General features: G+C 44.3%; 26 protein-coding genes, 1 tRNA gene and 1 rRNA gene. 5 read left to right on the top strand and 23 right to left on the bottom strand.

Annotation, left to right across the window (positions count from 1 at the left end; genetic code table 11):
• From E0485_RS20190 to E0485_RS20170, 5 genes are all read right to left on the bottom strand, one after another.
• Window positions 1-84: ribosomal RNA gene (locus tag E0485_RS20190) — 16S ribosomal RNA — on the bottom strand; the annotation flags it as partial.
• A 374-nt stretch (window positions 85-458) separates the two neighbouring features.
• Window positions 459-716 carry a DUF2164 domain-containing protein gene (locus tag E0485_RS20185; RefSeq protein ID WP_132419876.1) on the bottom strand — a complete coding sequence of 86 codons (258 nt, stop codon included), beginning with the start codon at window positions 714-716 and terminating at the stop codon, window positions 459-461.
• 86 nt (window positions 717-802) lie between these two features.
• On the bottom strand, window positions 803-1,114 hold the full coding sequence (locus E0485_RS20180; protein WP_132419875.1) for a DUF5316 family protein: 312 nt from the start codon (window positions 1,112-1,114) through the stop codon (window positions 803-805).
• A gap of 189 nt (window positions 1,115-1,303) precedes the next feature.
• Complete coding sequence (locus tag E0485_RS20175; protein WP_132419874.1) at window positions 1,304-1,579, bottom strand: hypothetical protein; 276 nt, start codon at window positions 1,577-1,579, stop codon at window positions 1,304-1,306.
• Between the two features lie 171 nt (window positions 1,580-1,750).
• Window positions 1,751-1,833, bottom strand: a tRNA-Leu gene (locus tag E0485_RS20170).
• Between the two features lie 246 nt (window positions 1,834-2,079).
• On the opposite strand from E0485_RS20170, the gene E0485_RS25740 reads away from it, so the two are divergent.
• A complete protein-coding gene (locus E0485_RS25740; protein WP_268957618.1) occupies window positions 2,080-2,214 on the top strand; it encodes a hypothetical protein in 135 nt (44 codons plus the stop codon).
• A gap of 12 nt (window positions 2,215-2,226) precedes the next feature.
• Window positions 2,227-2,508: a hypothetical protein gene (locus E0485_RS20165; RefSeq protein ID WP_132419873.1), complete on the top strand. Its 282-nt coding sequence runs from the start codon at window positions 2,227-2,229 to the stop codon at window positions 2,506-2,508.
• 10 nt (window positions 2,509-2,518) lie between these two features.
• Here E0485_RS20165 and E0485_RS20160 read toward each other — a convergent pair whose 3' ends face one another.
• The 4 genes from E0485_RS20160 to E0485_RS20145 form a co-directional block, all read right to left on the bottom strand.
• Complete coding sequence (locus tag E0485_RS20160; protein ID WP_165921239.1) at window positions 2,519-3,253, bottom strand: adenosylcobinamide amidohydrolase; 735 nt, start codon at window positions 3,251-3,253, stop codon at window positions 2,519-2,521.
• On the bottom strand, window positions 3,250-3,474 hold the full coding sequence (locus E0485_RS20155; protein ID WP_132419871.1) for a hypothetical protein: 225 nt from the start codon (window positions 3,472-3,474) through the stop codon (window positions 3,250-3,252). The genes E0485_RS20160 and E0485_RS20155 overlap by 4 nt, the downstream gene beginning before the upstream one ends.
• An 84-nt stretch (window positions 3,475-3,558) precedes the next feature.
• Window positions 3,559-3,873, bottom strand: coding sequence for a hypothetical protein (locus E0485_RS20150; RefSeq protein WP_132419870.1), 315 nt, complete (start codon window positions 3,871-3,873; stop codon window positions 3,559-3,561).
• A 70-nt stretch (window positions 3,874-3,943) separates the two neighbouring features.
• On the bottom strand, window positions 3,944-4,513 hold the full coding sequence (locus tag E0485_RS20145; RefSeq protein WP_132419869.1) for a xanthine phosphoribosyltransferase: 570 nt from the start codon (window positions 4,511-4,513) through the stop codon (window positions 3,944-3,946).
• Window positions 4,514-4,748: 235 nt separating this feature from the next.
• Here E0485_RS20145 and E0485_RS20140 point away from each other — a divergent pair, with 235 nt between their 5' ends.
• Entirely contained in the window at window positions 4,749-5,444 is a 696-nt protein-coding gene (locus E0485_RS20140; protein ID WP_132419868.1) for a hypothetical protein, read from the top strand.
• Between the two features lie 149 nt (window positions 5,445-5,593).
• Window positions 5,594-6,628, top strand: a complete 1,035-nt coding sequence (locus E0485_RS20135; protein ID WP_132419867.1) for a YkvI family membrane protein — start codon at window positions 5,594-5,596, stop codon at window positions 6,626-6,628.
• On the opposite strand, the gene E0485_RS20130 is transcribed toward E0485_RS20135, so the two are convergent.
• From E0485_RS20130 to E0485_RS20080, 11 genes are all read right to left on the bottom strand, one after another.
• The gene (locus E0485_RS20130; RefSeq protein ID WP_132419866.1) at window positions 6,566-6,976 is read right to left on the bottom strand and encodes a hypothetical protein; all 411 of its coding nucleotides are present in this window, start codon (window positions 6,974-6,976) and stop codon (window positions 6,566-6,568) included. The two genes, E0485_RS20135 and E0485_RS20130, sit on opposite strands and share 63 nt — an antisense overlap.
• Before the next feature lie 15 nt (window positions 6,977-6,991).
• Complete coding sequence (locus E0485_RS20125; RefSeq protein ID WP_132419865.1) at window positions 6,992-7,258, bottom strand: hypothetical protein; 267 nt, start codon at window positions 7,256-7,258, stop codon at window positions 6,992-6,994.
• A gap of 24 nt (window positions 7,259-7,282) precedes the next feature.
• Window positions 7,283-10,591, bottom strand: a complete 3,309-nt coding sequence (locus E0485_RS20120) for an AAA family ATPase (RefSeq protein WP_165921238.1) — start codon at window positions 10,589-10,591, stop codon at window positions 7,283-7,285.
• Window positions 10,588-11,922 (bottom strand): metallophosphoesterase family protein, encoded by a 1,335-nt coding sequence (locus tag E0485_RS20115; protein ID WP_132419863.1) that lies wholly within the window; start codon window positions 11,920-11,922, stop codon window positions 10,588-10,590. Before E0485_RS20115 ends, E0485_RS20120 begins: the two co-directional genes overlap by 4 nt.
• A 27-nt stretch (window positions 11,923-11,949) precedes the next feature.
• The gene (locus tag E0485_RS20110) at window positions 11,950-13,077 is read right to left on the bottom strand and encodes a glycosyltransferase family 4 protein (protein ID WP_132419862.1); all 1,128 of its coding nucleotides are present in this window, start codon (window positions 13,075-13,077) and stop codon (window positions 11,950-11,952) included.
• Between the two features lie 177 nt (window positions 13,078-13,254).
• Window positions 13,255-14,100, bottom strand: coding sequence for a DegV family protein (locus E0485_RS20105; RefSeq protein ID WP_132419861.1), 846 nt, complete (start codon window positions 14,098-14,100; stop codon window positions 13,255-13,257).
• A 63-nt stretch (window positions 14,101-14,163) separates the two neighbouring features.
• Entirely contained in the window at window positions 14,164-14,427 is a 264-nt protein-coding gene (locus E0485_RS20100) for a hypothetical protein (protein WP_132419860.1), read from the bottom strand.
• Window positions 14,428-14,662: 235 nt separating this feature from the next.
• Window positions 14,663-15,706: a hypothetical protein gene (locus E0485_RS20095; protein ID WP_132419859.1), complete on the bottom strand. Its 1,044-nt coding sequence runs from the start codon at window positions 15,704-15,706 to the stop codon at window positions 14,663-14,665.
• 122 nt (window positions 15,707-15,828) lie between these two features.
• Complete coding sequence (locus tag E0485_RS20090) at window positions 15,829-16,623, bottom strand: Cof-type HAD-IIB family hydrolase (RefSeq protein ID WP_132419858.1); 795 nt, start codon at window positions 16,621-16,623, stop codon at window positions 15,829-15,831.
• Between the two features lie 45 nt (window positions 16,624-16,668).
• Window positions 16,669-17,415, bottom strand: a complete 747-nt coding sequence (locus tag E0485_RS20085; RefSeq protein WP_132419857.1) for a pseudouridine synthase — start codon at window positions 17,413-17,415, stop codon at window positions 16,669-16,671.
• Between the two features lie 3 nt (window positions 17,416-17,418).
• The gene (locus tag E0485_RS20080) at window positions 17,419-18,918 is read right to left on the bottom strand and encodes an RsmF rRNA methyltransferase first C-terminal domain-containing protein (protein ID WP_132419856.1); all 1,500 of its coding nucleotides are present in this window, start codon (window positions 18,916-18,918) and stop codon (window positions 17,419-17,421) included.
• Window positions 18,919-19,103: 185 nt separating this feature from the next.
• Between E0485_RS20080 and E0485_RS20075 the strand changes: the two genes are divergently transcribed.
• Window positions 19,104-19,610 (top strand): thioredoxin family protein, encoded by a 507-nt coding sequence (locus E0485_RS20075; protein ID WP_132419855.1) that lies wholly within the window; start codon window positions 19,104-19,106, stop codon window positions 19,608-19,610.
• 70 nt (window positions 19,611-19,680) lie between these two features.
• On the opposite strand, the gene thpR is transcribed toward E0485_RS20075, so the two are convergent.
• From thpR to E0485_RS20060, 3 genes are all read right to left on the bottom strand, one after another.
• On the bottom strand, window positions 19,681-20,253 hold the full coding sequence (gene thpR / locus E0485_RS20070; protein WP_165921237.1) for an RNA 2',3'-cyclic phosphodiesterase: 573 nt from the start codon (window positions 20,251-20,253) through the stop codon (window positions 19,681-19,683).
• A gap of 102 nt (window positions 20,254-20,355) precedes the next feature.
• Window positions 20,356-20,778: a DUF309 domain-containing protein gene (locus E0485_RS20065; RefSeq protein ID WP_132419853.1), complete on the bottom strand. Its 423-nt coding sequence runs from the start codon at window positions 20,776-20,778 to the stop codon at window positions 20,356-20,358.
• A 9-nt stretch (window positions 20,779-20,787) separates the two neighbouring features.
• Window positions 20,788-21,588: a GTP pyrophosphokinase gene (locus E0485_RS20060; RefSeq protein ID WP_132419852.1), complete on the bottom strand. Its 801-nt coding sequence runs from the start codon at window positions 21,586-21,588 to the stop codon at window positions 20,788-20,790.
• Window positions 21,589-21,591 lie beyond the last annotated feature (3 nt).

Genomic DNA, 21,591 nt, shown 5'->3' with positions numbered 1-21,591 from the left:
CCCGAAGGAATAACTCCGCTCGACTTGCATGTATTAGGCACGCCGCCAGCGTTCGTCCTGAGCCAGGATCAAACTCTCCATTAAAGGTGAGCTGATTGCTCAAAATTTCTTGCTAGCTTGTCTCAAACATAAGCACCGAAGTGTTACTCTCTCGACGTTGTTGAGATTATTAATCTCATTTATTTCTTCACTCGTTGTTCAGTTTTCAAAGGACAATTTCTTTCGTTTCTATCATCTCGTTACTTGCGAGACAACTTTTATATTATATCACTTGGTTCGTGTTTTTGTCAAGAACTTTTTAATTTCTTTTTTCTAGGAGTCAATCGATTATCGATTGTTTCCTTCAAACATCAGCACGTCTACCGAAGTGACAAGGAGTATCTTATCAAATTTACAGCAAGTATGCAACAACTTGTATACATCCAATTTTATACATTCAAATTCAGAGTGATTTAGCATCATCTTCTGTTGGCTTGAAGTGGCTTCTCTAGTGCATACATTTCATCATCCAAAGACTCCATTTTCTGCATTATGACTTTGCGAGCATCGGTTATCGCTTGGTTATATATATAGGGTGACAGTTCTTTTAGCATAAAATCCAATAAGTTTTCAGCGGCTAAATCTCCGATTGATTCTGAACGCTCTGCTTCAAAATAATCTTGGATGCTCGAAATAATCTCCATCTTCTGCTCTCTAGGTAATTTAATGGGATTCATGAAATTCCTCCGATTTATATTATAGCCATTCTCTTTACTATAACATTATAAAAAGGCTTAGCAAGCAAGGCTTTTAGTGCACATGATCAATTGAGTTGTTTAACTACCATAAATATGATGAACCCCACTGTTAGAAATGGAGCCGCCATAATCAGTAAATATAAAGACCACTTGAATCTTGTTTCATTATCTTCTACCGTACTTGTATTAAAATTTGCCCGTATCCGCTCTCCACTTCCAAGAGCCCCCGAGAACACCATGGACAAAGCAAGTAATATACCGCCTATACTTAGACAAATTTGGAGTGAAAGCCTTAGATCACTTATGAAGAAAGCTGCTACAGCGATAACAAGGCACGTAATTGTGCTGTAAAGTAAGGTCTTCATCTTCATCTTCATCTTCATCTCCCCTTCCATTATGAGCTTAGCATTCTGACTTTAGCCACGAGCGATGCACGATGCTTGCTATACCAGTCCCATTTTCAATCATTTGATCAAGAGAAACGGTTTCACCGCCTTTATGGACGGATGCGTTTCTTAAGGTATTACTTAGAATTTATGAGACGAATGTAATAAATTCTATAATAATTAGAAATTAATCGGAATAAAATTCTTAAATATTCCTATCACCCTATAAGGTTTATCTGTATCCAGTTTCGTCTCGAAGATCGAGAACAAATAGAGATTGGTCGAAGTGGTTGTTCCACCATAAATGAAGTTACCAAACACGGATACTAAGCCTTTTTCTATTTGTCCACTATTTGCAGTAGATTTGTCCTTCATCCAGGATACATACTCATCCTTTGTCGGATTAGTAAGGAATAATAGCCCTAGAATAATGAAGATGACGATCCATTTCTTCATTTGCTGTATCAGCTCCTTCAACCTTTACTACTTTCTACTAAAATATTCGATTTGCAAGTGTAATAATCCTGTTAGACAAGATAATAGCCCGCAGGCAAATTCTGAACATATAAAAAAACAAGGTCTATAGATTACGATTAAGTAATTAATAGACCTTGTTCATTGTAGTCATGCGGTCGAGAGGACTCGAACCTCCACGGTATTGCTACCACTGGCACCTGAAGCCAGCGCGTCTGCCATTCCGCCACGACCGCAAATAATGAAGTTGCAGGCAATTAAGATCGCCATTCCCTGCCATTTACCTATACGGAATACTAAAAATTATAGCACTAAATATTTGACTCGTAAATATATCTTACAATTTACGGTACAAACTAGTGACTCAATCTCTCTGAAACAGGCATAATCTTTAGCACGCATCGAAGGAATGTTTCTTATAATAACGTATGGGGAAGTAAGAATAGCAGCCCATTGCTGCGAAAGATGGAGGCGGTCTATCGATGAAGGAGGAAGCTAAAGGTCAAATATTGCTTGTGGTCGCAGGAATTATTGCTGCTTCTTTTATTCTCAATATAGGAACGGAAGAACAGCCCGAAATCACTGTGGAAGAATCAACAAGTAGCCCATTAAGATGAAGGTGAGGGGAAATGGCAGGAGCTAACAATAATAACGGTAATGGTAAGAATGGAAAAAACAATAAGAAAAGCAAGGCGAGCTCCACCACAATTTCCCCTCAATCATTGGCGGTAATTGCAGCGCTTATAACCAAAGCATTAACCGTTGATTCTGTCCTTATTGCCCGCGATCAGCATATTGAAGTGCTGCTTGTTGGATCGTTCAAAAAAGGAGCCCCGGGTGCGGTGAACAACGATATTACAGTTGGTGAATTGATTGAGCTCTTGCAAAGTGCAAAAGGGACAAATGTATAAGAAGGCATGATCACCTGCTTAATACAGCCTTCTTATAGTTACGTCCAGCTTCCATTGCAGCTTCGTAAACAGTTCTTCCAATTAAATGGCCGAGCCATGTTGCGGTCCCTGCATATTCGCGTATGCGACCACGATTCGTCGCAGCAACAACGATAGCGTCAGTCGTTGTTCCTGTAGCTCTCCGCATATGACCGTTCATATCTTGTACATGTACATCAAGATCTTGCAGCGCCGCTACCTTCGCTTCCGTTGCTGTAATGATACAATTCGCCATGGCACAATCGGACAAGTTGCCATCGATCACCAATATTATATTAATCGTTCCAGGGAACAATTCCTCAGGTTTGCGTTCAAGTCCAGCTCGTGCAATATTCCCGAGTCCCATTGTGACCCATGCGCTAACATGCAGACAATCAGAATCAGATTGATTTGCATCAAGAACATAACTCAGGGAGTGATAACCGACATCCTCCAAATAAGCAGCGGTTAACATCCCTACAACATCTACCGATGGAAGTCCTTGTGTCTGCAAGAATTCGTCCATTTCGGTAATTGGATGATCACAGTTATAATGCTTATCAACATGGCGATTCACAATATGACGGTGGAATCCAAAGCCTCCACCCCATATGGTTGAACTCAGTGTACGAAGTGGCTCCTTACTGGAGATAAGAATATAGGACCCATTTGTCACTTGGATGTGCTGACTTGCAATTCCCTCTATCAGATCTGCGTCATTATTCATTCTGGCAGTGTCCATTCCTTAGGACGTTCTGCGGTGAACGGCTGATAGACATAGTCACGTCCGAGCTTGAGCATCTTACGATTCGCCTTGCGAACTAATACATGCGTATCATCCCATGCCACCACAATCCCTTTAACATCATTAGCAGGATCCATATCGCGAATGACCCTGAGCAGGGTCCCTTCTTGCCTGAAAGCATCTAATTGTTCTTCCGTTATCATGTATGATTCTACACCTCCATCATAGATTGTTTACACAAAAAGACCTGCCACCCGAATATGGGAAACAGGTCATTCAGTACTATATCAAGAAACGACTTCCTTCGTTTCAAACCAATAATCGAGAACCTTGGAGGACATCACCTTATGCTTGATATAATCCACCTGTTGATTCGAGAAATGCTCTTCCCAACTTACGGATAAATCCGAACACACTTCAACAATAGTTAATAATTCTGACCATGCGACGTACCTTTTATACCAGAAAAATTGTGGGTGTTCAATCATATAAGGATATAAATCATCAAACTTTGTATGTTTACAGTCAAGCGCACGTTCAAAATGAGTTTTTGCTTCAGATAATTTGGTAATGAAGTAGCTCTCTGTAGTTGTTTCATTCATTATTCCGATGCCTCCTCTCATTGCTATTAGAATCATTATAATTCAAAAAAACGAATAACGAAAGGGCATTTTACTCTAATTCGATCTGTCCGTTCTCAAGCGACTGGATCCTCACTAATGAATAAACCTCATAACCCATTTCACGAATGGAATCCCCACCTGGCTGAAATGCTTTTTCCACCGCAATCCCGACTCCGACTAGCATGGCGCCTGCTTTATCGATAATCCGGATTATCCCACGCGCCGCATCCCCATTGGCAATAAAATCATCAATAAGTACAACGCGGTCATCTTGATTTAAATAATTCGCTGAAATAACGATATCCGTAACAATCCCCTTAGTGAATGAGGGAACACGCTCTTCATACACCTCTTTATCCATTGTTGGTGTCTTTTTGCGACGAGCAAATACGAGCGGAACACCTAATTCATAAGCAGTGGCAAATGCGATCGCAATGCCTGATGATTCCACAGTCAACACTTTGGTTGGTTGAAGCGGGCGATAGCGCTCTGCAAATTGCTTTCCCATTGCCATAACTAATTCGGTATCAACTTGATGATTGAGAATCGCATCTAGTTTTACAACACCATTTGAGACAACACATCCAACCTCTTGAATTCGTTTTTTTAATAAATCCATCTATAGGTTCCTCCGCAACAAAATAGTTTCAATTACTTGATCAAACACTAACTCTATCAAACTAGTATTTATTTTGGTTATTGAAAATAATTTACATCGAAACTTCATAGGTATCAAGAACCAATTTATGATTTTATGTTGTTTGAATTGTAACTATTTAGATGATTTGGGTGTTTATATAGGTAGAGAATGTTACAATAGAATCTATAGCGTGACTGAGAGAGAAGGTAAACCTATGGATATACATTGGAAAAAATATAGAGTTATCTTTATTTGCATCCTACTACTTACATTAATTGGCTGTGAGAAGAAGCAGCTTGGCCAGCAAGCGGCGCCAGCTTCGACACCAGTTGCTTCGAATAAACCAAGAGTAGAACCTATTGAAGTGCCTCCCGTAAAAACAGGTACAGACAACGTGACCACCAATTCAGTAGATTCAGAGAAACAAACAACAGATACCTCCACGGAAGAGACGGAGCACAATGATAAGCAAGCTGACACACCGACGCCATCTGCGAAACCTGAAGTAAAAGATCACGATACATACAATACCAATAAGCCGACGCTTATGGGGCTGCAACTAAATGCTAGTCAATCAGTCGTTTCCAATACATTCGGTAATCCGAAATCCGAACATAAGCTTGAAGATGATGGCGGCGTTATTCATGTCCTCAATTATGATGACTTCTCCATCGGACTCAACACGAAGAGTCAGGTAGAATTCATTGAGATTCACTCTGATGAAATTGATCCAGGTCTTGGCGGAATTAAGGTAGGCAGCTCATCAGCAGATGTAATCAATTCACTTGGCAAGCCGAGTACGAACACGAATTATGTCATCTCCTACAAATCGCAAGGAACCATTCTTAAGTTTGATGTCGATATTGATGAAGATAAGATCCTGTCGATCAAGCTATTTCCAAATAATTAAGTCATGTATCAGCCCTTAATTTCATAACTTGTACCAATAGGTAACTGCTTGACCTTATCTTTAGGCTTAAGTTCCTATGGTAAAAGCATTACGAAGAGCGTGTTCTTTCATTGGAACGCGCTTTTCTGTAATAAGGGGGTTATCATGCAATGTCGCGGATAGGTGAAATCATTCGAATTGGCTTTACCTACGTAGGCACAATTGTAGGGGCTGGTTTTGCGTCAGGGCAAGAAATTTTGCAATTCTTTACGAGGTACGGCTGGATGGCCTTGTTGACCATTATGCTGTCTTCTATCCTCTTCATCTGGCTTGGCGTCAAAATGATGACAATCGCTTATACGATGAAAGCTAAATCATATGAAGATTTGAATCGAATGCTATTTGGAGCCAAGATCGGCTCCTATGTCTCCCTCTTTATGCTTGTTGTTCTATTCGGGATATCAACCGTCATGCTAGCAGGTGGCGGAACGGTATTTGCAGAGCAGCTGCATTTATCGTATCAAACAGGACTGCTAGTCACACTATTCGCATCGTATTGGATCATTTCACGCGGCATTCGTACCATCATGACGGTCAATACAATTGTAGTTCCGATCATGCTGATATTCTCTTGTCTCATTGTGTGGCATACTATGCATTCTCCGACAGCGGATAACTGGCTTCGCATGACATCCGATTACTCGCCTGTCGCAATTTGGACAGCTCCGCTTCTATACACAGCCTTCAACTTAGCCACCTCTCAAGCGGTGTTAGTACCTGTTGGGGCTACTGCATCGAGTAAAGCTGTTATTTACTGGGGGGGAGGGCTTGGAGGAGTTCTAATAGGCTTACTTCTTATCGGTGCCCATTTCTCACTTTCTTCTCAAATGCCCGGGATTGCCCAAATGGATATTCCGATGGCTGGACTCATTCTTCCACTAGGTAATGTCCTGCATATTCTCTACTTGTTCGTTATTTTCGGTGAGATTTTCACGACGTTCATTGCGGATATTTATGGTCTCGTACTCCAAATAGAACAAAGAACCAAATGGAATAACCAATTGATTCTTCTTGTTATTTTAACGCTATGTTATTTAGTTTCGTTAATCGGATTCAAAACATTGCTTACAACGCTATATCCCCTATTCGGCATGATCTCGATTGTCTGGCTCACGCTCATGGTCTGGCGCAAGCAAGCCGAGTGAACGAATCGCGTTATTCAGCATAAATAAACGAAAGACCATCATCAGCATTCCCATAAAGGAGAAAATGACGCCTGCTACTAAATACACGAGATGCCATTCGGAGAAACTTGCGCGATCACGCAGCACAGCCGTTAAGTCAGCAAATAGCAGCAGCAAGCCAAGTACAAATAAGACAATGATGATATAGTCTAGTACCGTCCAGCGCAAAAGCATCGAAGGAAATGGCATCTTTGATGTGTCTGCAGTCGTGCGGCGATGCATGGCGATTAGCCATATGCCATAAACAAGGCCGCCAATTGCCAGAAGACCTAGGACAGTCCCCAGACTGGCAAGAAACAAATTGATCATCGTATCCACTCCTTCTTAAATTTGAACCAAGAAAATTAATAGTGTAATTGTGAGCGCAAAAATAATGACGGGAAGCAGCATTTGAAGAATGATGATTGCTTTCGCATCAGGAGCCTTCACTTGATGAAATAACGCTCTGGAGACTGTATGCTGCAGCCGCTGCTTGGGCGGCTCTACTATTGGCTTAGGAGCCTCTGCTCCGAGTACAATCTTGCCCTTTTTCCTGCCGACTTGATAAATGAGTTCTCTTGATTTACTCGGCGGATCTTGACGATTATCCATCAGCACGCCTACCTCCATTTGTTATTACAATTCAACCAAATGCAATTTCGGCAGCCTGCGAAGGGCAACATCCCGAACATGCTGATGGCAGGTAAAAAGTATAATTTGATGCCTGCTGCTCAGCTCATTCAACACTTCAAGACAAGCTTCCATTCGCTCACCATCAAAATTCACTAATATATCATCCATGATCAGTGGTAAATTCACTCTTGCCGCATATTCTTCTGCCAGTGCAAATCGCATAGCCAGATATAATTGTTCAGCAGTGCCGCGGCTTAAGTAAGCCGTATCGACTCCTCGCCCATCTGGACGAACCGCTTCGAGCTTCTGCTCCGAAGTAAGCGGAGCGCGTATCCCACTGAATCGGTGCTGCGTCATTCGAGCGAAATAATCCGATGCGCGCTTTAGCACGCCAGGCTGGCGCTCTTCTTCATACACGGCGCGCGCTTTGCGGAGGAGGTGGAGCGCGAAGGCGTGAACGGCATATTCACGCCCAGCTTGCCCTAGCTCAGCGAGCAGCTCCTCGCGACGCTGCAGCTTGTCGCTATGCTCGGCGCCTAGCTCGAGCTTAGCGGCTTCGCCGGCGAGCAAGCCGCGACGCTCGCGCAGCGCATTGACCTCGCGCGTCACTTGCGCGAGCTGCTGCGTAAGCTCGTCCGCCTGCGCGGCGAGCTCGATTTCGCCATGCGTGCTGAGCATGGCGTCAAGCTCTTGCAGCCGCTGGTGACCTTGCACCAGCGCTGTAAGGGCGGGGAGCAGGTGACGCCGCTCCCCGTCAAGCTCAGCCCGCCGCGCAGCAAGGCGGGCGTTCGCGCGGAGCTCTTGCTCCGACTCCGCGCGGCATTCCTGCATCAGCGCTGCGATACGCAGCTGATGCTGATCTAGGCGCTGGCGCAGCGACAGCGCCTCAAGCTCTGCCGCGCGGCGGTCTGCGGCCACGCGGGCAGCGTCTTCGCGCTTGCGAAGCTCATGCGCGAGCGCCTCCCCTTGGCGCTTCACGCTAAGGATCGGGTCGCCAGCAGACGCTGCACCTAGCAGTGCGCCGGCAGCAGCTTCGAATGAGGCTGCTGCCACTTCTGTTGCCGCTAGTCGCACAGCAAGCCGCCTTAGCTGATGCATAAGGCTATGCCCTTGCTCAACAAGCGGCAGACTGCCCTCTAGCGCCTGAGGAGATAAGTGCTGGCTGAAGCCATGCACAGACAGCCACTTCGACCATTGTGCGCTTGCCTCCTCTAGCTCAGTTGCATGTATACGAATATGTGACTGCTGCTTCTCCAATTGCTTGTCCACTACATCCATTCGACGCTCGAGCTCGGTTATCGCAATCTCAAGCTGCTGCCACTTCTCTTGCTTATCATCGTGCTCTTCAGCAGCTTTCTGCCATCCTTCCAACTGCTCATCGAGCCATCTTCTTGCTGCCGTCCATGTATACTCGGCTAGACCTACACTTTTCCAGCTACCCGTACTTATCTGCCAGCATACATGCACCTCATCCTGCAGCATATCTTGTATAGCCAATAAGTCCTGTTCCGTCCGCGCTAGCTTATTGCGAAGGACGGAAGCTTGATCGGCTAGTTGACCATCTTCCTTTAATCTATCGTGTAAAGCATGCCCGCCCCGACCTCTTCGGCTTCGGTCACGCCTGCCAGCCTTTGAAGACATCCGATTGAAGATAGCAACAGCAATTGCGCCTATTAGGCCAACTCCGAGCAAAACAATCGCATATGGTATGCTATCCTGCAGATACAAGAGTATGCCGCCCAGTATCCCAACTATCCCTATAACAATAGGGGTTAAATTTGCACTACTGCTGCTTACTTGCTCCTGCTTATCCGCTAGTTGCTCGGTTAACAGGAGCTGCAGCTCCCTATCTTCGATTCGTTGTCTCAGATGCTCACATTCCTGCTCAAGCAGCTTATACTTCGTATATTGATTCGCAATGGTACGTAAATGCTGAATTGGATCAGAAATTTGATCACTTAAAGCCTTAAGCGGATAATGCCGATTGCCTTGAGATTGATCGCGTTCTCGGTCCCGCTTCTGTTTCCGAAGTTTAACCAATTCCTCTTCCAGCTGCTCTTTCTGCCCCTTGAGTGAACGCTCTTCCATAGCCAATTGTTCCCTGACTCTTACTAGCTCGTCTGATCGCATTTTATTATCATTAAGCTGCTCACGAGTAGCTGCTGATATTGGAAAGGCTTCAAGGTTAGCTTCCGTCCACTCAGCATCAATCAATCGTAGTGTTCGCTGCAGTTCCTTATCTGTCTGCGCAAATTCGACCTTCAATTCATCTGCTGATCGGATATCGGACTGATAATGGGCAGTACGTTCAATTAAGCTTTCGATATCTGATTTATGCTGCATAATTTGTTCGTCGAGTGATAACTGCTCTATCTGTGTATCCAATTGATCAATTCGAATCAAGCATTCGGAATAGGAAGTCGCTAATTTCTCCTGCTCTTCGACAATCGCCTCGTACCTGCTGACCGCTTGTTCAGGAAACTGCGACCATTCAGGCAGCTCAGCAAGCTCAGCTTCTACAACATTCCATCTGAGCCAAGCCTCGCGTGCCTTCAGGCAAGTCTCAATCCAAGTATGCTGTGACAGCAAGCGCATGCGATTGTCCTCTAGCTGGTCAATTCGGATTGCCGCCGACCGCTCTTCTTCTTTAATCGCGTCATATTGTGAAATCGAATCCTTGCTGCGTCGGATCGACAGTTCCAATTCCTCTAACGCTTTTAATTGCACATTAATCTGTTGATTCCTGCCGCGAGATTTATACAATTGATCCATTCTAGCAGCAAGCTTACGCTCACCTTCAAGCATTGCAGATGGCGAAATACCTAATCCCGCACTATACATATAACTGCCGATTTCATCCTTCTGCAGCGTTCGAAGCTCTTGGAGCTCAGTCAATCCAAAGGCAAACAAGGTGCGAAATACCTCACCGGATATCCCGCCGAGCAGTGACTTAAGCTCTTCTTCACCACCAGTGCTCCCGTCAGGAAACGTTACCTTGACCGTACCTGCTGAAGCTCGTCCTCTTCCGCTGCTGCGTTCATAGCGTTCAACGAGAATTCGCTCTCCCTGTTCATTAATTAGGGATAGAGAGCCTCCAAAAGTACCGCCTGCAATCGGTTCATATCGCTCTGCTAACCGCTGATCCGATTGACTGCGCGCAGCAAATCCGAATAGAATGGCACGGATGAAGCTCGTCAGTGTACTTTTGCCCGCTTCATTGGATCCATGAATCAGCACGAATGGTTGATCCATCGGAATACTCAGTTCTCCAAAAGCGCCGAACCCTTCAACATGAATGGCAGCAATCCTCATCCGTTCCACCCCCCATCTGCGAGGGTATCCATGAGCAGCTCTTCGGCAGCTTGCAGCCATTCACGTATCTCATCGGGCTCAGCTGCATCAACACCTAAAAGCCTTGCTATTTTGGGCTGAGTCATGAGCAGGCTTAACGCTTCTGAGCGATAATCGCTTAAGTCTTGATCATCCTTGCCAATCTCTCGCGCCATCCGCAGCATATCGCCTACGAAGCTGCGCTCTTCAAGCAATTGATCCAAATCAATCGTTCGTCCTGTGTGATCAACGATCGATTCAGGCCAAATGAAAGCTTCGCTATCCTGTGACCCCCCTGCCAAATCGGATTCCCGAAGCTCCGTTAACAGGTCCTGCAATGCCGAACCTTTGCGTAAGACATCATGCAGCGTTCCTCTGCCTTCCAGCACAAATCGAACGATGCAAGACCTGCCATCTGCTGCTTGCAATAGCTCCTGCATATGAGCTTCAAGCGCATCCTTGAGTTCTTGCTCCGTTTCCATATGGGCAATCGAAATTTGCTCGACATGCCACCGAATTTCATCTAACGGATGAAAGGTTAATCGTGTTCGTCCATCTGCTGTTACATCGGCTATGTAACAGCCTCTAGGTCCACATTCTCTTATGCTTCGCCCTTGTGTATTGCCAGGGTAGACGATACAGGTCTGATCCTGATCGATTTGCGTATCACCGCTAATCATTTTACGTGTATGTACATGTCCAAGCGCCCAATAGTTCATTCCGCTTTGCTGCAAATCCTGCTTGGAGCAAGGCGCATAGTTATCATGATTGGCATCTCCATCGACATTCGTATGCAGCATTCCTATTTCATATACAGGCTGCGATGGATTCGTGTTGGGGACGACAGCTTTATAACGCATAGCTAAATTATCTGCAACTGCAGATGTCGAGTAAGATATACCATGAACGCGTGCAACAACACCGCGATCTCCACGTTCGACAAGAACCGTTTCTACTTCTTCCGTACCAAAAACATGACACCCCTGAGGCATGCTTAGCTTAGCTGCTCTTCCATCAAGTGGGTCATGATTTCCATGGATGATGAACACCCGAATATCACGAGAAGACAATTCTTGAAGCGCCTTCTGCAAGCGAAGCTGTGCACGCAAGGAACGATCTGCTAAATCATACACATCACCACTGATGAGCACCATATCTACTTGTTCCCGTATTGCAAGTGCAACAAGCTTATTCAAAGCTCCGAATGTCGATTCGCGAACACGTTCTCTAATATTCTCAGGCACATCACGCATTCCACGGAATGGTGAATCTAAATGAAGGTCTGCACTATGCAAAAAACGGACAGGCTGCATTTGATTCACCCCTTTTCATTTTACATATCATTGTATTTTGTACGTATCATAGACCGATTGCAGCTGTCTAGTAACTCTACTAAGCGCATAGGTCTTGCGGGCTTTATCCCATGCTGCATGAGCCAATTTCTCTCGAAGTACAGGATCAAGAATCAACTTCTCCAGTGCTAGGCACAATGCCTTCGGATCATCTGGCTGTACTAGCAAGCCATTGCGTTCATGCTCAATTTGCTCTGGGACCCCCCCCACATTCGTACCAACGAGCGCAAGCAGGCATAATGCTGCCTCAGCATAGACAGAGCCGAATGATTCCGCACGCGAAGGCAGCACAAAGATATCAAAGAAAGGCATAAAATCCTCTGGATGCAGCATGTAGCCATAGAATATTGTGTCATCATAAATCCCTTGCTCTATCGCCAGCTTCTCAAGTTCCTCCCTGTTCGGTCCATCTCCAATAATGTGCAAGACAAATTTCGAACCGCGTTTTTTGAGCTCTGCGCAAGCATAGATCAAGGTATCAAGCCCTTTGGCTGGTACTAATCGACACATTGTAATTAGTTGCGGAACTGCATTCTCGTGCCTCATGGGACGGAACCTTTTCTCGTCAAAACCGTTCGGTATTACGCCAATTTTCTCCGAATCCTGAACGTAATCTGCTAAGTAACCTTTGAACGCATTCGATACGGTGAGCAGTTGATTGGTTTTGGCTTCAAGTTCTCCATAGAGGGAAGTGAGAAACTGATGTTCAGGTCCATTCTCCGTAATTCTGCCATTAAGCAGAAGCTCTTTCTCGAAAGCTGAATGGATTGTCATCACAATCGGTGTATCTGGATATATCTCACGCAGAGCCAAAACCGCAATCGGATGATGTGCATGTATCAGATCATAAGGCTGCTTAAGCCGCATTCGACTCCACCAAATGTAATCTTTAAGCGTCTGCATATACTTATCTACTATCGCATTCCCTACAAATTTGTAAGCATCAAAAGTAGTGAATTGAACATTTTCATGGCCTTTTCCTCTAAGCCTTTTGGGTAAAGAAAATATTTCCATCTCACATCCACGTGTATTAAACTCATCAAGGAGATAAGGAATCATGGATGAAACGCCGCCAGGTTGTTCTGGTGGAAAGAATAATGCTTGTAAAATACGCATATCTTTTCACACACCTTTCCGTGTGTTAATCCAATAACATGAATTAAATTCCAAATAATTAACTTTACACTATCTTATTCCATTCTATTTTAACGTGCTGAAAGAGAAACGACAATAAGCCTGCTTAATAAGCAGACTTATTTCTTCTTGAATTCTATTTTAAAAAAGAATAATCGATTAAAATGCGATTACGATTCCGCCTTCGCCTGCATAAGTCCCGATAACGGGGCCAATATTTGTCATAATAACGCGTTCGTAAGGATATCTGGACATTAATTCATCAATAAATTCTTTCGCACGAACCTCACAATTGGAATGGGCAACCGCAATGATCTTCTTATCGGACTGTTGCCAAGTTTCGCCGACCTTATCGATCAATCGCTTAAGCGCTTTTTGCGTGCCGCGAATTTTTTCTACAACCTCAATTGCACCTTCATTATTCGCACACATCACAAGTTTAATATTAAGTACAGAGGCTACTTTACCTTTAAGCTTATCAAGACGTCCACCTTTAATCACATTCTCAAGCGTATCAAGGGCAAAGAGCGTCTTAGTTTCTTCAATTTGCTGCTTCATTTTAGCTAATAATTCATTAATATGGAATCCACTCTTTGACCAATTCGCTGCATAGACTGCAAGTAATCCAAGCCCAACTGAGGCTGTCTTCGAATCCAGAACCTCAATCTTTTGACCATGCTCTCCTTCTTCTTCAAGCATTTCCTTGGCCATTACGGCATGATGATAAGTACTGCTAATTTTGGAAGTACAGGAAAGGACAAGTACATCCTTCTTCTCTTTAATCGCTTCCTTAAAACGAATCAGAAATTCATTCGGAGAAGGACTAGATGTTTTAGGCAATTCGGCTTCTTCACTCATTCGTTTGTAAAAAAATTCACGATCTATCTCTGAGGAATAGCAGTCCTCACCAAAGTGAACTGAAAGCGGAACTACTGAAATGTTGAGTTCTTCGGCAAGTCCATCCGGTAAATCCGAGCAACCATCTGTGATGATCTTAATTGTCATGTTGATCTCCACTCTCTCATATTAGGCTAAGCTACTTAAATCTATTATAGCTCCATAAAGAAGTCAAGGGTTGCGCCGATAATGATCAGATAATGCGCCTGTAATTTCACGAATTCGTGTATTTTCGTTGCGAAGCTCCTGTTCAATTTTAAATACCAATGTTTGGATCTGTTCTCCAACCACATCAGGAAGCTCTGCTTCCTCCAAGCTCTTGACGATGTACAGCAAACATTGATAGGTCTCATCCATTAGCGCTTTTTTCTTCCCGTTCAGCACGACTTCTGCTAGAAAAACAAGATGACCTATTTCCAAATGGTTCAATTTCAACCGCTCATCACATCCTTTATCCACCTATTATCCATCATTTTGCCAATTGTGTGAAGGGGATTTTTGTAAAAATCACTCGAATGGCAACGAAATATTTACCAGGACATAGGCCGACAAGGACAGATATCATTTCTCCATAAATTAGAAATTAGGCAAGATACACGAGAATTAAGAAAAAACGCAAATCAATCATAGGATTGATTTGCGTTTAAAATATTACCTTGTTTGATTTACTTCAAACTGACTCCAGCAGCAATTCTTCCATGACCTCGTCGCCACACATCATCGTGAGATTCAGGTGGTTGCAATCCTGCTCTTTGTCAATCTCATCCATCAGTTGCTTGCCGATTCGCAGTCTAGTATCTGCGTCATGATGAGGCTTGCGGAAGTTAATGAATCCCGTAATCGGATAATCACTAAGATCAATTGTAGCTGTACCAATCGATCGTGAACGATACGTATTCTGATAGATGACATACGTAAGCGCATCATCGTCATCGCGAATAAGTTCAATCGTATAGTCATCATCTGGGATTAGATCGATTTCATCTTGATGATCAGCCGCATCCAATAGTACCTCATTCGTCATCTCGATCGTATCGATAATTTCACCCTCATAGATCATATCGATCACAAACATGTGGATTCCATCATCTTCCATATCCGCAGTTAGCAGATTCGCGATGCCTTCGATTTCTTCTTCAAGCGGATTGAACATCCAATCTACACTTCCTGTTACTTCATTGTCATGAATTTCGCAGAATGCTTCTGCAATAAAGTAACCATCCTCATCATGGATGTGATATTCGATCGCATTTCGGTCATGTCCTACTTCAACCAGTTCAAAGTACGTACATGGACGAATGATTTCGATCTCAATCTCATCTTCTATTTCATCATCAAGATCATTAACATGAAGGGCGCTTTCAATCTCAAACTCATCATCACAAGCTTCCAGAATCCGTTCTTCAAACATATCCTCATCTTCCCAAGAGGATGTCGAAATAATATCATCGTAAGCGCTATAAGTAACGACAACATGACATTCTTCCGCCCTAGTCGCATCAATCAATCCTTGAATATAGCGATGTACGACTTTCATGACACGCATTTTATCTAGGTCGCTTAAAGATTCCTCTTCTAATTGGATAGATCCCGCAATGCGATCCGATTCTCGATAAACGAGCGTCAATGTGCCTACATATTGTTCATTTAGCAAAATATCATTCGATTCCCCGCCTGCTGTTCGAAGATCAGGCCTAATCATTATTGCAGCCAACTCCACCACGCTCCTTATCAATGATTGGAAAACATGAATTGGAAGAACTTCCATTTCATTAATACATTTCCCAATTGTGATTCAGAATATAACTAGAGGTGGCCGCTTCATGGATAGTGAAATCAAGTTAAACAATATTTGATGAGCGCTTGAGCAACACCGTCTTCATTATTGGAGACCGTGACATCTTGCGCTATTTTTTTCAGATCATCTGGTGAATTTCCCATTGCAATTCCAAGACCAGCAAGCTCAATCATTTCAACATCATTATAATAGTTTCCAATTGCGATTACTTGATCATATGGGATACCCATTGAATCAGCGAGCTCTTTGAGCGCATTGCCCTTCGTTGCCTTCTCGTGGACAAGATCCAGGAAGTTAGCACCGCTGCGGAACATATTTAAGCCTGTGACCAAGCCGCGCTCGCGCATTGTACGCTCCGCCTCTTCAATGACCTCAACTTCTGCTGCAAGTGTCATTTTTACAATTCTCGGTAATTGCATGACATCCGGAATAATATGTGGATTTACGAAGAACTGTGCGTAAATGTCCAGTGCCTCCTGTGTCGCTGCTTCTAGATATAAATCAAACGTTGTGCATACATCAAAGTGTATATTGTTGCTGCGCAAATATTGAAAGAGTTCACCATAAGCATCTGTTGGCACAGAGAAGTCATGAACGAGCTCGTTGCCCTCAGACAGGACAGTTGAAGCTCCATTATGTGCAATAATAGTCCCTTCAAGTCCCAATTGATCCAAGATTGGAAATACGGATTGTGGCGCTCTCCCTGAACATAGAACAATCGTCGCGCCCGCATCATGTACACGACGAACCGTTTCTTTGTTAACCTCAGATAACTGATGCTCATCATTAAGTAAGGTACCATCAATATCAAGTGCAATTAGTTTGTATTGCATGAACTCATCTCTCCCATCTCTTATCTCTATCTCTAGCTTACCTATCTATATCGACATTCCGTGCTGCTGTAATAGGGATAGCTCATCTGCAGTCAACTCACGGCTCTCCCCTAATGCAAGCTGCGGATCTAACTGCAAAGGTCCCATCGATAGACGTTGTAAATAAATGACCTTCTTCCCAACAGCTTCAAACATGCGTTTCACTTGATGGAATTTGCCTTCTGTAATGGTCAGTTCGATATCAGATACGTGACCGCACTCCTGCAACTCTACTTTCAGAATCGTTAGCTCTGCAGACTTGGTCTTATAACCGTCATCAAGCGTCACACCATCCTGAAACGCAATTCGGTCAGCTTGACCGACCTCTCCTAGTACTTTAGCATAATAAGTCTTCGGTACATGCTTGCGAGGAGACAAAAGATTATGCGATAGCTTGCCATCGTTCGTTAGCAATAACAAGCCTTCCGTATCCTTATCCAAACGACCGACAGGAAACACATCAAAAGGCTTGAACTCGTCTGGAAGCAAATCCACAACCGTCCGATCTCGCGTATCTTCCGTTGCAGAGACGACTCCCTGCGGTTTATTCAGCATTAAGTAGACAAATTCGCGATAAACGATCCGTTCCCCATATACCTCGATGCGATCCATTTCGGGATCAACTTGCACTCCGCTGTCTTTGATAATAACCTCATTCACTTTCACTGCTTTGCTCTTCACGAGCTTCTTCAACTCAGAACGTGTCCCGTATCCTAAATGAGCAAGTACTTTATCTAAACGTTGTTTTCCCATCGCTTATGTCCACCTCCAGCCTTGTGGATATTCATTCTTCATCATGCCATCCAGCCACTTTCCCCATCCAACAGGATAGCCATCGACTGTCACGAGGCTCCAACCCTTGGCAGGAGCCATCTTATTGGATGCAACAGGAGAATGGAGCTTCAGCTCTGCTTCATCCACCTCGAGCGTTTCCCCTTTCAAATATCGAATGATCCGCGGATCATCTACTGAAAGTGGCAATATGCGGACGGCTTCCGATTCGCGTATTCCCATTGCAAGTGCATGTGCGGGCACGAAGCGACCCTTATGCAGCGAGCCTATATACCAGCCAGGACGAACGACCTTGATTCCAGCTAAATTTGGAATCCCGTGCGGCTGCATGTACACATGCTCGCCAAAGCTCACCAGCTTTCCCTCTTCGAGCAAGGGAAAGCGCAGCTCCACTGCCGCCCATGCGTGCAGCGGAGCCAGATCGGCGGCCGCCTTTGCAGGGCCGCCGCCGCGATGCTTCGCTGCCGGCTTCGCCGCGGCAGCGTGTGAAGCGCCCGCTTCCGCAGGAGCGGGCGCAGCGCTTAGCCGCAGCGCGGCTGCGAAGTGGCCCTCGCCCTTCAGGCGATGGGGCCACAGCCGCACCGTACGGCTCACCGCGTCAGCGGCGCTGCCCTTTGCCGCGCCGCTGACCCACTCGGGTCTGCCTGTGGACAGACCCGCTCCCGCAAGCGCGGCGGAAGGCGCGACCACCTCGAACTCGGGGTGGTCGTCCAGAAACGCCGCGATCTGCATTTCATTCTCCTCAGGTGAGAAGGTGCATGTCGAGTAAACAATCGTGCCACCAGGGGCTAACATAGCCGCCGCTTGGCGCAGCAAATCATGCTGCATCGCCGAGCAGACCTCTACCCCATGCTTCTCCCACTGCCTTGCCATATCCTCTTCCTTGCGAAACATCCCTTCACCCGAGCAAGGGGCATCAATGAGAATTTTATCAAAGAAAGAAGCGAATGTAGACATCATCCGTTCAGGACGTTCATTAAGCACAATGCTATTGCGAACACCTATTAGCTCCAAATTTTTAACTAACGCTTTCACACGATCGCTATGAATATCGTTCACAACAAGAGTGCCTGTACCACCAAGCTTCGCCGCAATTTGTGTCGACTTGCCGCCTGGAGCCGCGCATAGGTCAAGTACTCTATCGTTCGGCTGAACATCAAGCAGCTCAACTGGCAGCATAGCGCTCGGCTCCTGAATATAGTATAGACCTGCATGATAATAAGGATGCTTACCCGGACGATTCTCCTCCTGATAATAGAAGCCATGATCTGCCCAAGGAATAGGCGTCAAATGAAAGTCCTCGCGTTTCTTGGCTTGAAATTCTTCTGGGGACAGTTTTATGCCATTAATTCGGAGTCCAAATAAACGAGGTTCGTCATACGAAGCCATAAAATCTGTAAATTCTTCTTGAAGCATATGTTTCATCTTGTCTGTAAATGCAGAAGGTAATTGCGTGACGTTCATCTATATAAACCGATCCTTTCAAGCAGCTTTCAATAAATTCTATTATAGTACATGGACCATATGTTTTCACTAATATGACATGAAGATATCAAAGGTTGGCAGGAGACTATCGTGTTATGATAGAATCTTAGGTAAGTACATTTATTATAGTAACTCACATTTCATAACCTAGAGGAGCGACCCGAATGAAAAAAATGCTTATCTTCGCAGGAATCATCATTATCCTGTTTGGCGCACTGTTTGTTGTCAACAAACTCTCTGTTCAACAAAAGGAAGCGCAATATAAAGATAATGTATATGGAAAACCCGTATCGAAGCTGAATCCAGCTACGGTCAAGCTGCTTGATAATCCCAACTACGATCAAACGATTTCTCCAAGCGAGCTAAGCCAAAAAATCGATAAAAAAGAAAGCTTCTTCATGTACTTCTATGCATCTGATTGTGTGCATTGCCTTGCAACAACACCACATCTAATTGAGATGGAAAAAGAGATTGGCGTACAAGTTCCGATGCTTAACTTAAGAGAAGCAACTGAGAACTTTGCGAAGTACAACATTCAAGCTACACCGACACTCGTTTATTTTAAAGACGGAGTAGAGGTTGAACGTATCGTTGGGGGCATGCAGTCTAAAGAAGAGTCGAGCGGCAACCCTGTCGAAGATTACAGTACCTTCTTCAACAAATATAAATAAGCCAAGACAAGAGGACTAATTTATCGCTGACTCAAAGCGATAAATTAGTCCTTTTTTTATAGCTCAGCACTTAAAGCTGCCATCTCAAAATCGGCTCATACATTGGCCGCTCCTTGGGATGGCTTCGATACAGGACGATATCAGACACCTGCCAGTTGAGCTCGAGATTTGATTTCCACGTGGTATACAAAGGCTTAAGATCATCTGCATTCCATGCTGATTTTCCTTGATAACGCCTTGCGATTGTAATATGCGGATTGTAGGCTCGCTCTTCAAGGCTGAATCCTACCTTAGCTGTCGCTTCATCGATACTTGCCTGAAGCCTATTTAGCTCTGGTAACTGCCCTGCTACACCCAACCATAAGATTGATGGAGAAGCTGGTTTACCGAAAGTTCCTAGTTCATCAATTGCTAACGTAAACGGAGAAGCAATCTCGCTGATAGCAGATTCGACTTCCTCCTTAATAGCTGGAATCTGATCATCCCCTGTGTCACCCAGAAACTTCAACGTAATATGGTAATCTGTAGGATGTGTCCATTTTTGAAAAGGTAGCCCAGCTTTCGATTTGCTTGCTAGCTCTTCAACCTCATGAATGATGGAATCTGGCAAAGCCACTGCAATAAACAACCTTGAAGTATTCACGATCATAACCTCCAATACTTATTGTTACTATTAGAACACAAGCTGCAAAATATACAAAACGGATGCTAGGCATGTTGCCAAGCATCCGCGCTATGCGATTGATTAGTCCGTTATTTTCCGTTCAAGCTCATGAATATGATGATTCAATTGCTCCTGAAGAGCAGGATCGAGAATGACAATATCAAACGGTTCATGTTCAAATTGTACATTAGGTATATGTTCTAATTTCGTTAAGTACGCTCGACTGTTAATCCGTACCTGCTCGAGATCGATTCCAAGCATTCGTTCCGGATAACGACTCAACTTATCCAGTGCTGATCTCATTAATTTCAAAGCGCCGCTTACATTCTCATTGCGATGGTGATACAGCGCGACAGCAACCTGCAGCAAGCCTTGATAAAATGGATCTTTGGCTTCTTCGAGCCATAACTCTTCTAACGATTCATGGCATTCAAAATAATCTCTTGTACAGTTAAAGTCGTAAAGAAATTGTAGGTATAGCGGATCATAGATTTTCTGACTCATCGGCTACGACTACTCCCCTTTTTGAACACGCTCAATGGCTGCCTCGATCGCATCTGACAACACTCTTAGCTCTGCCATATCATCTTGCTCCCATAGCTCATTGAACCTGATCTGATAATGAACAGCTTCTTTCACTTGATTAAAGTAATATAGCTCCTGAATATCGTTCAGGATTTTTCTCACAAGCCTGGAATCATCCTCGAATGACTTTTGTGCTTCGACAATATCTGAACGAATTTTGGACATTTCCTGATCTAAGATATGGGCAGCCTCTGCAGCACGGCTAAGTCTTAACCTAACCTCTTCTGGCAATACAGCTCCTTTATACTTGTAATTAAGTGAATGCTCTATCGTCGCCCAGAAGTTCATGGCAAGCGTACGAATTTGAATTTCAGCCAGTACAGGCTTCATTCCGAGCAATGTCTGTACAGGATACTCGACAATCACATGGTAGGAGCGGTAACCGCTTTCCTTCTTATTCGTAATGTAATCCTTGGCGTAGATCACTTTCATATCATGTCTTGCGCTAATAATTTCCGCAATGCGCTGAATATCCTCTACAAATTGGCACATAATTCGAATACCAGCAATATCCTCAATACCTGTTTCCAATTGATCCATAGGGACATTAAGCCGCTTGGCTTTGCCTAGAATGCTGGATACCTTCTTGATTCTTCCCGTAACAAACTCAATCGATGAATACTCTTCACGATTGCGCAGCTCATCACGCAAAGTTTTGAATTTAATCTTTAACTCTTCCACTGCTTGCTCGTAAGGGAAGAGGAATTTCTTCCAATCACGTCCGTCCATCGT

It is taken from the genome of Paenibacillus albiflavus, assembly GCF_004344915.1.
GTDB classification, from domain to species: Bacteria; Bacillota; Bacilli; order Paenibacillales; family NBRC-103111; genus Paenibacillus_AM; species Paenibacillus_AM albiflavus.
This window is presented reverse-complemented; position numbering and strand designations above follow the sequence as displayed.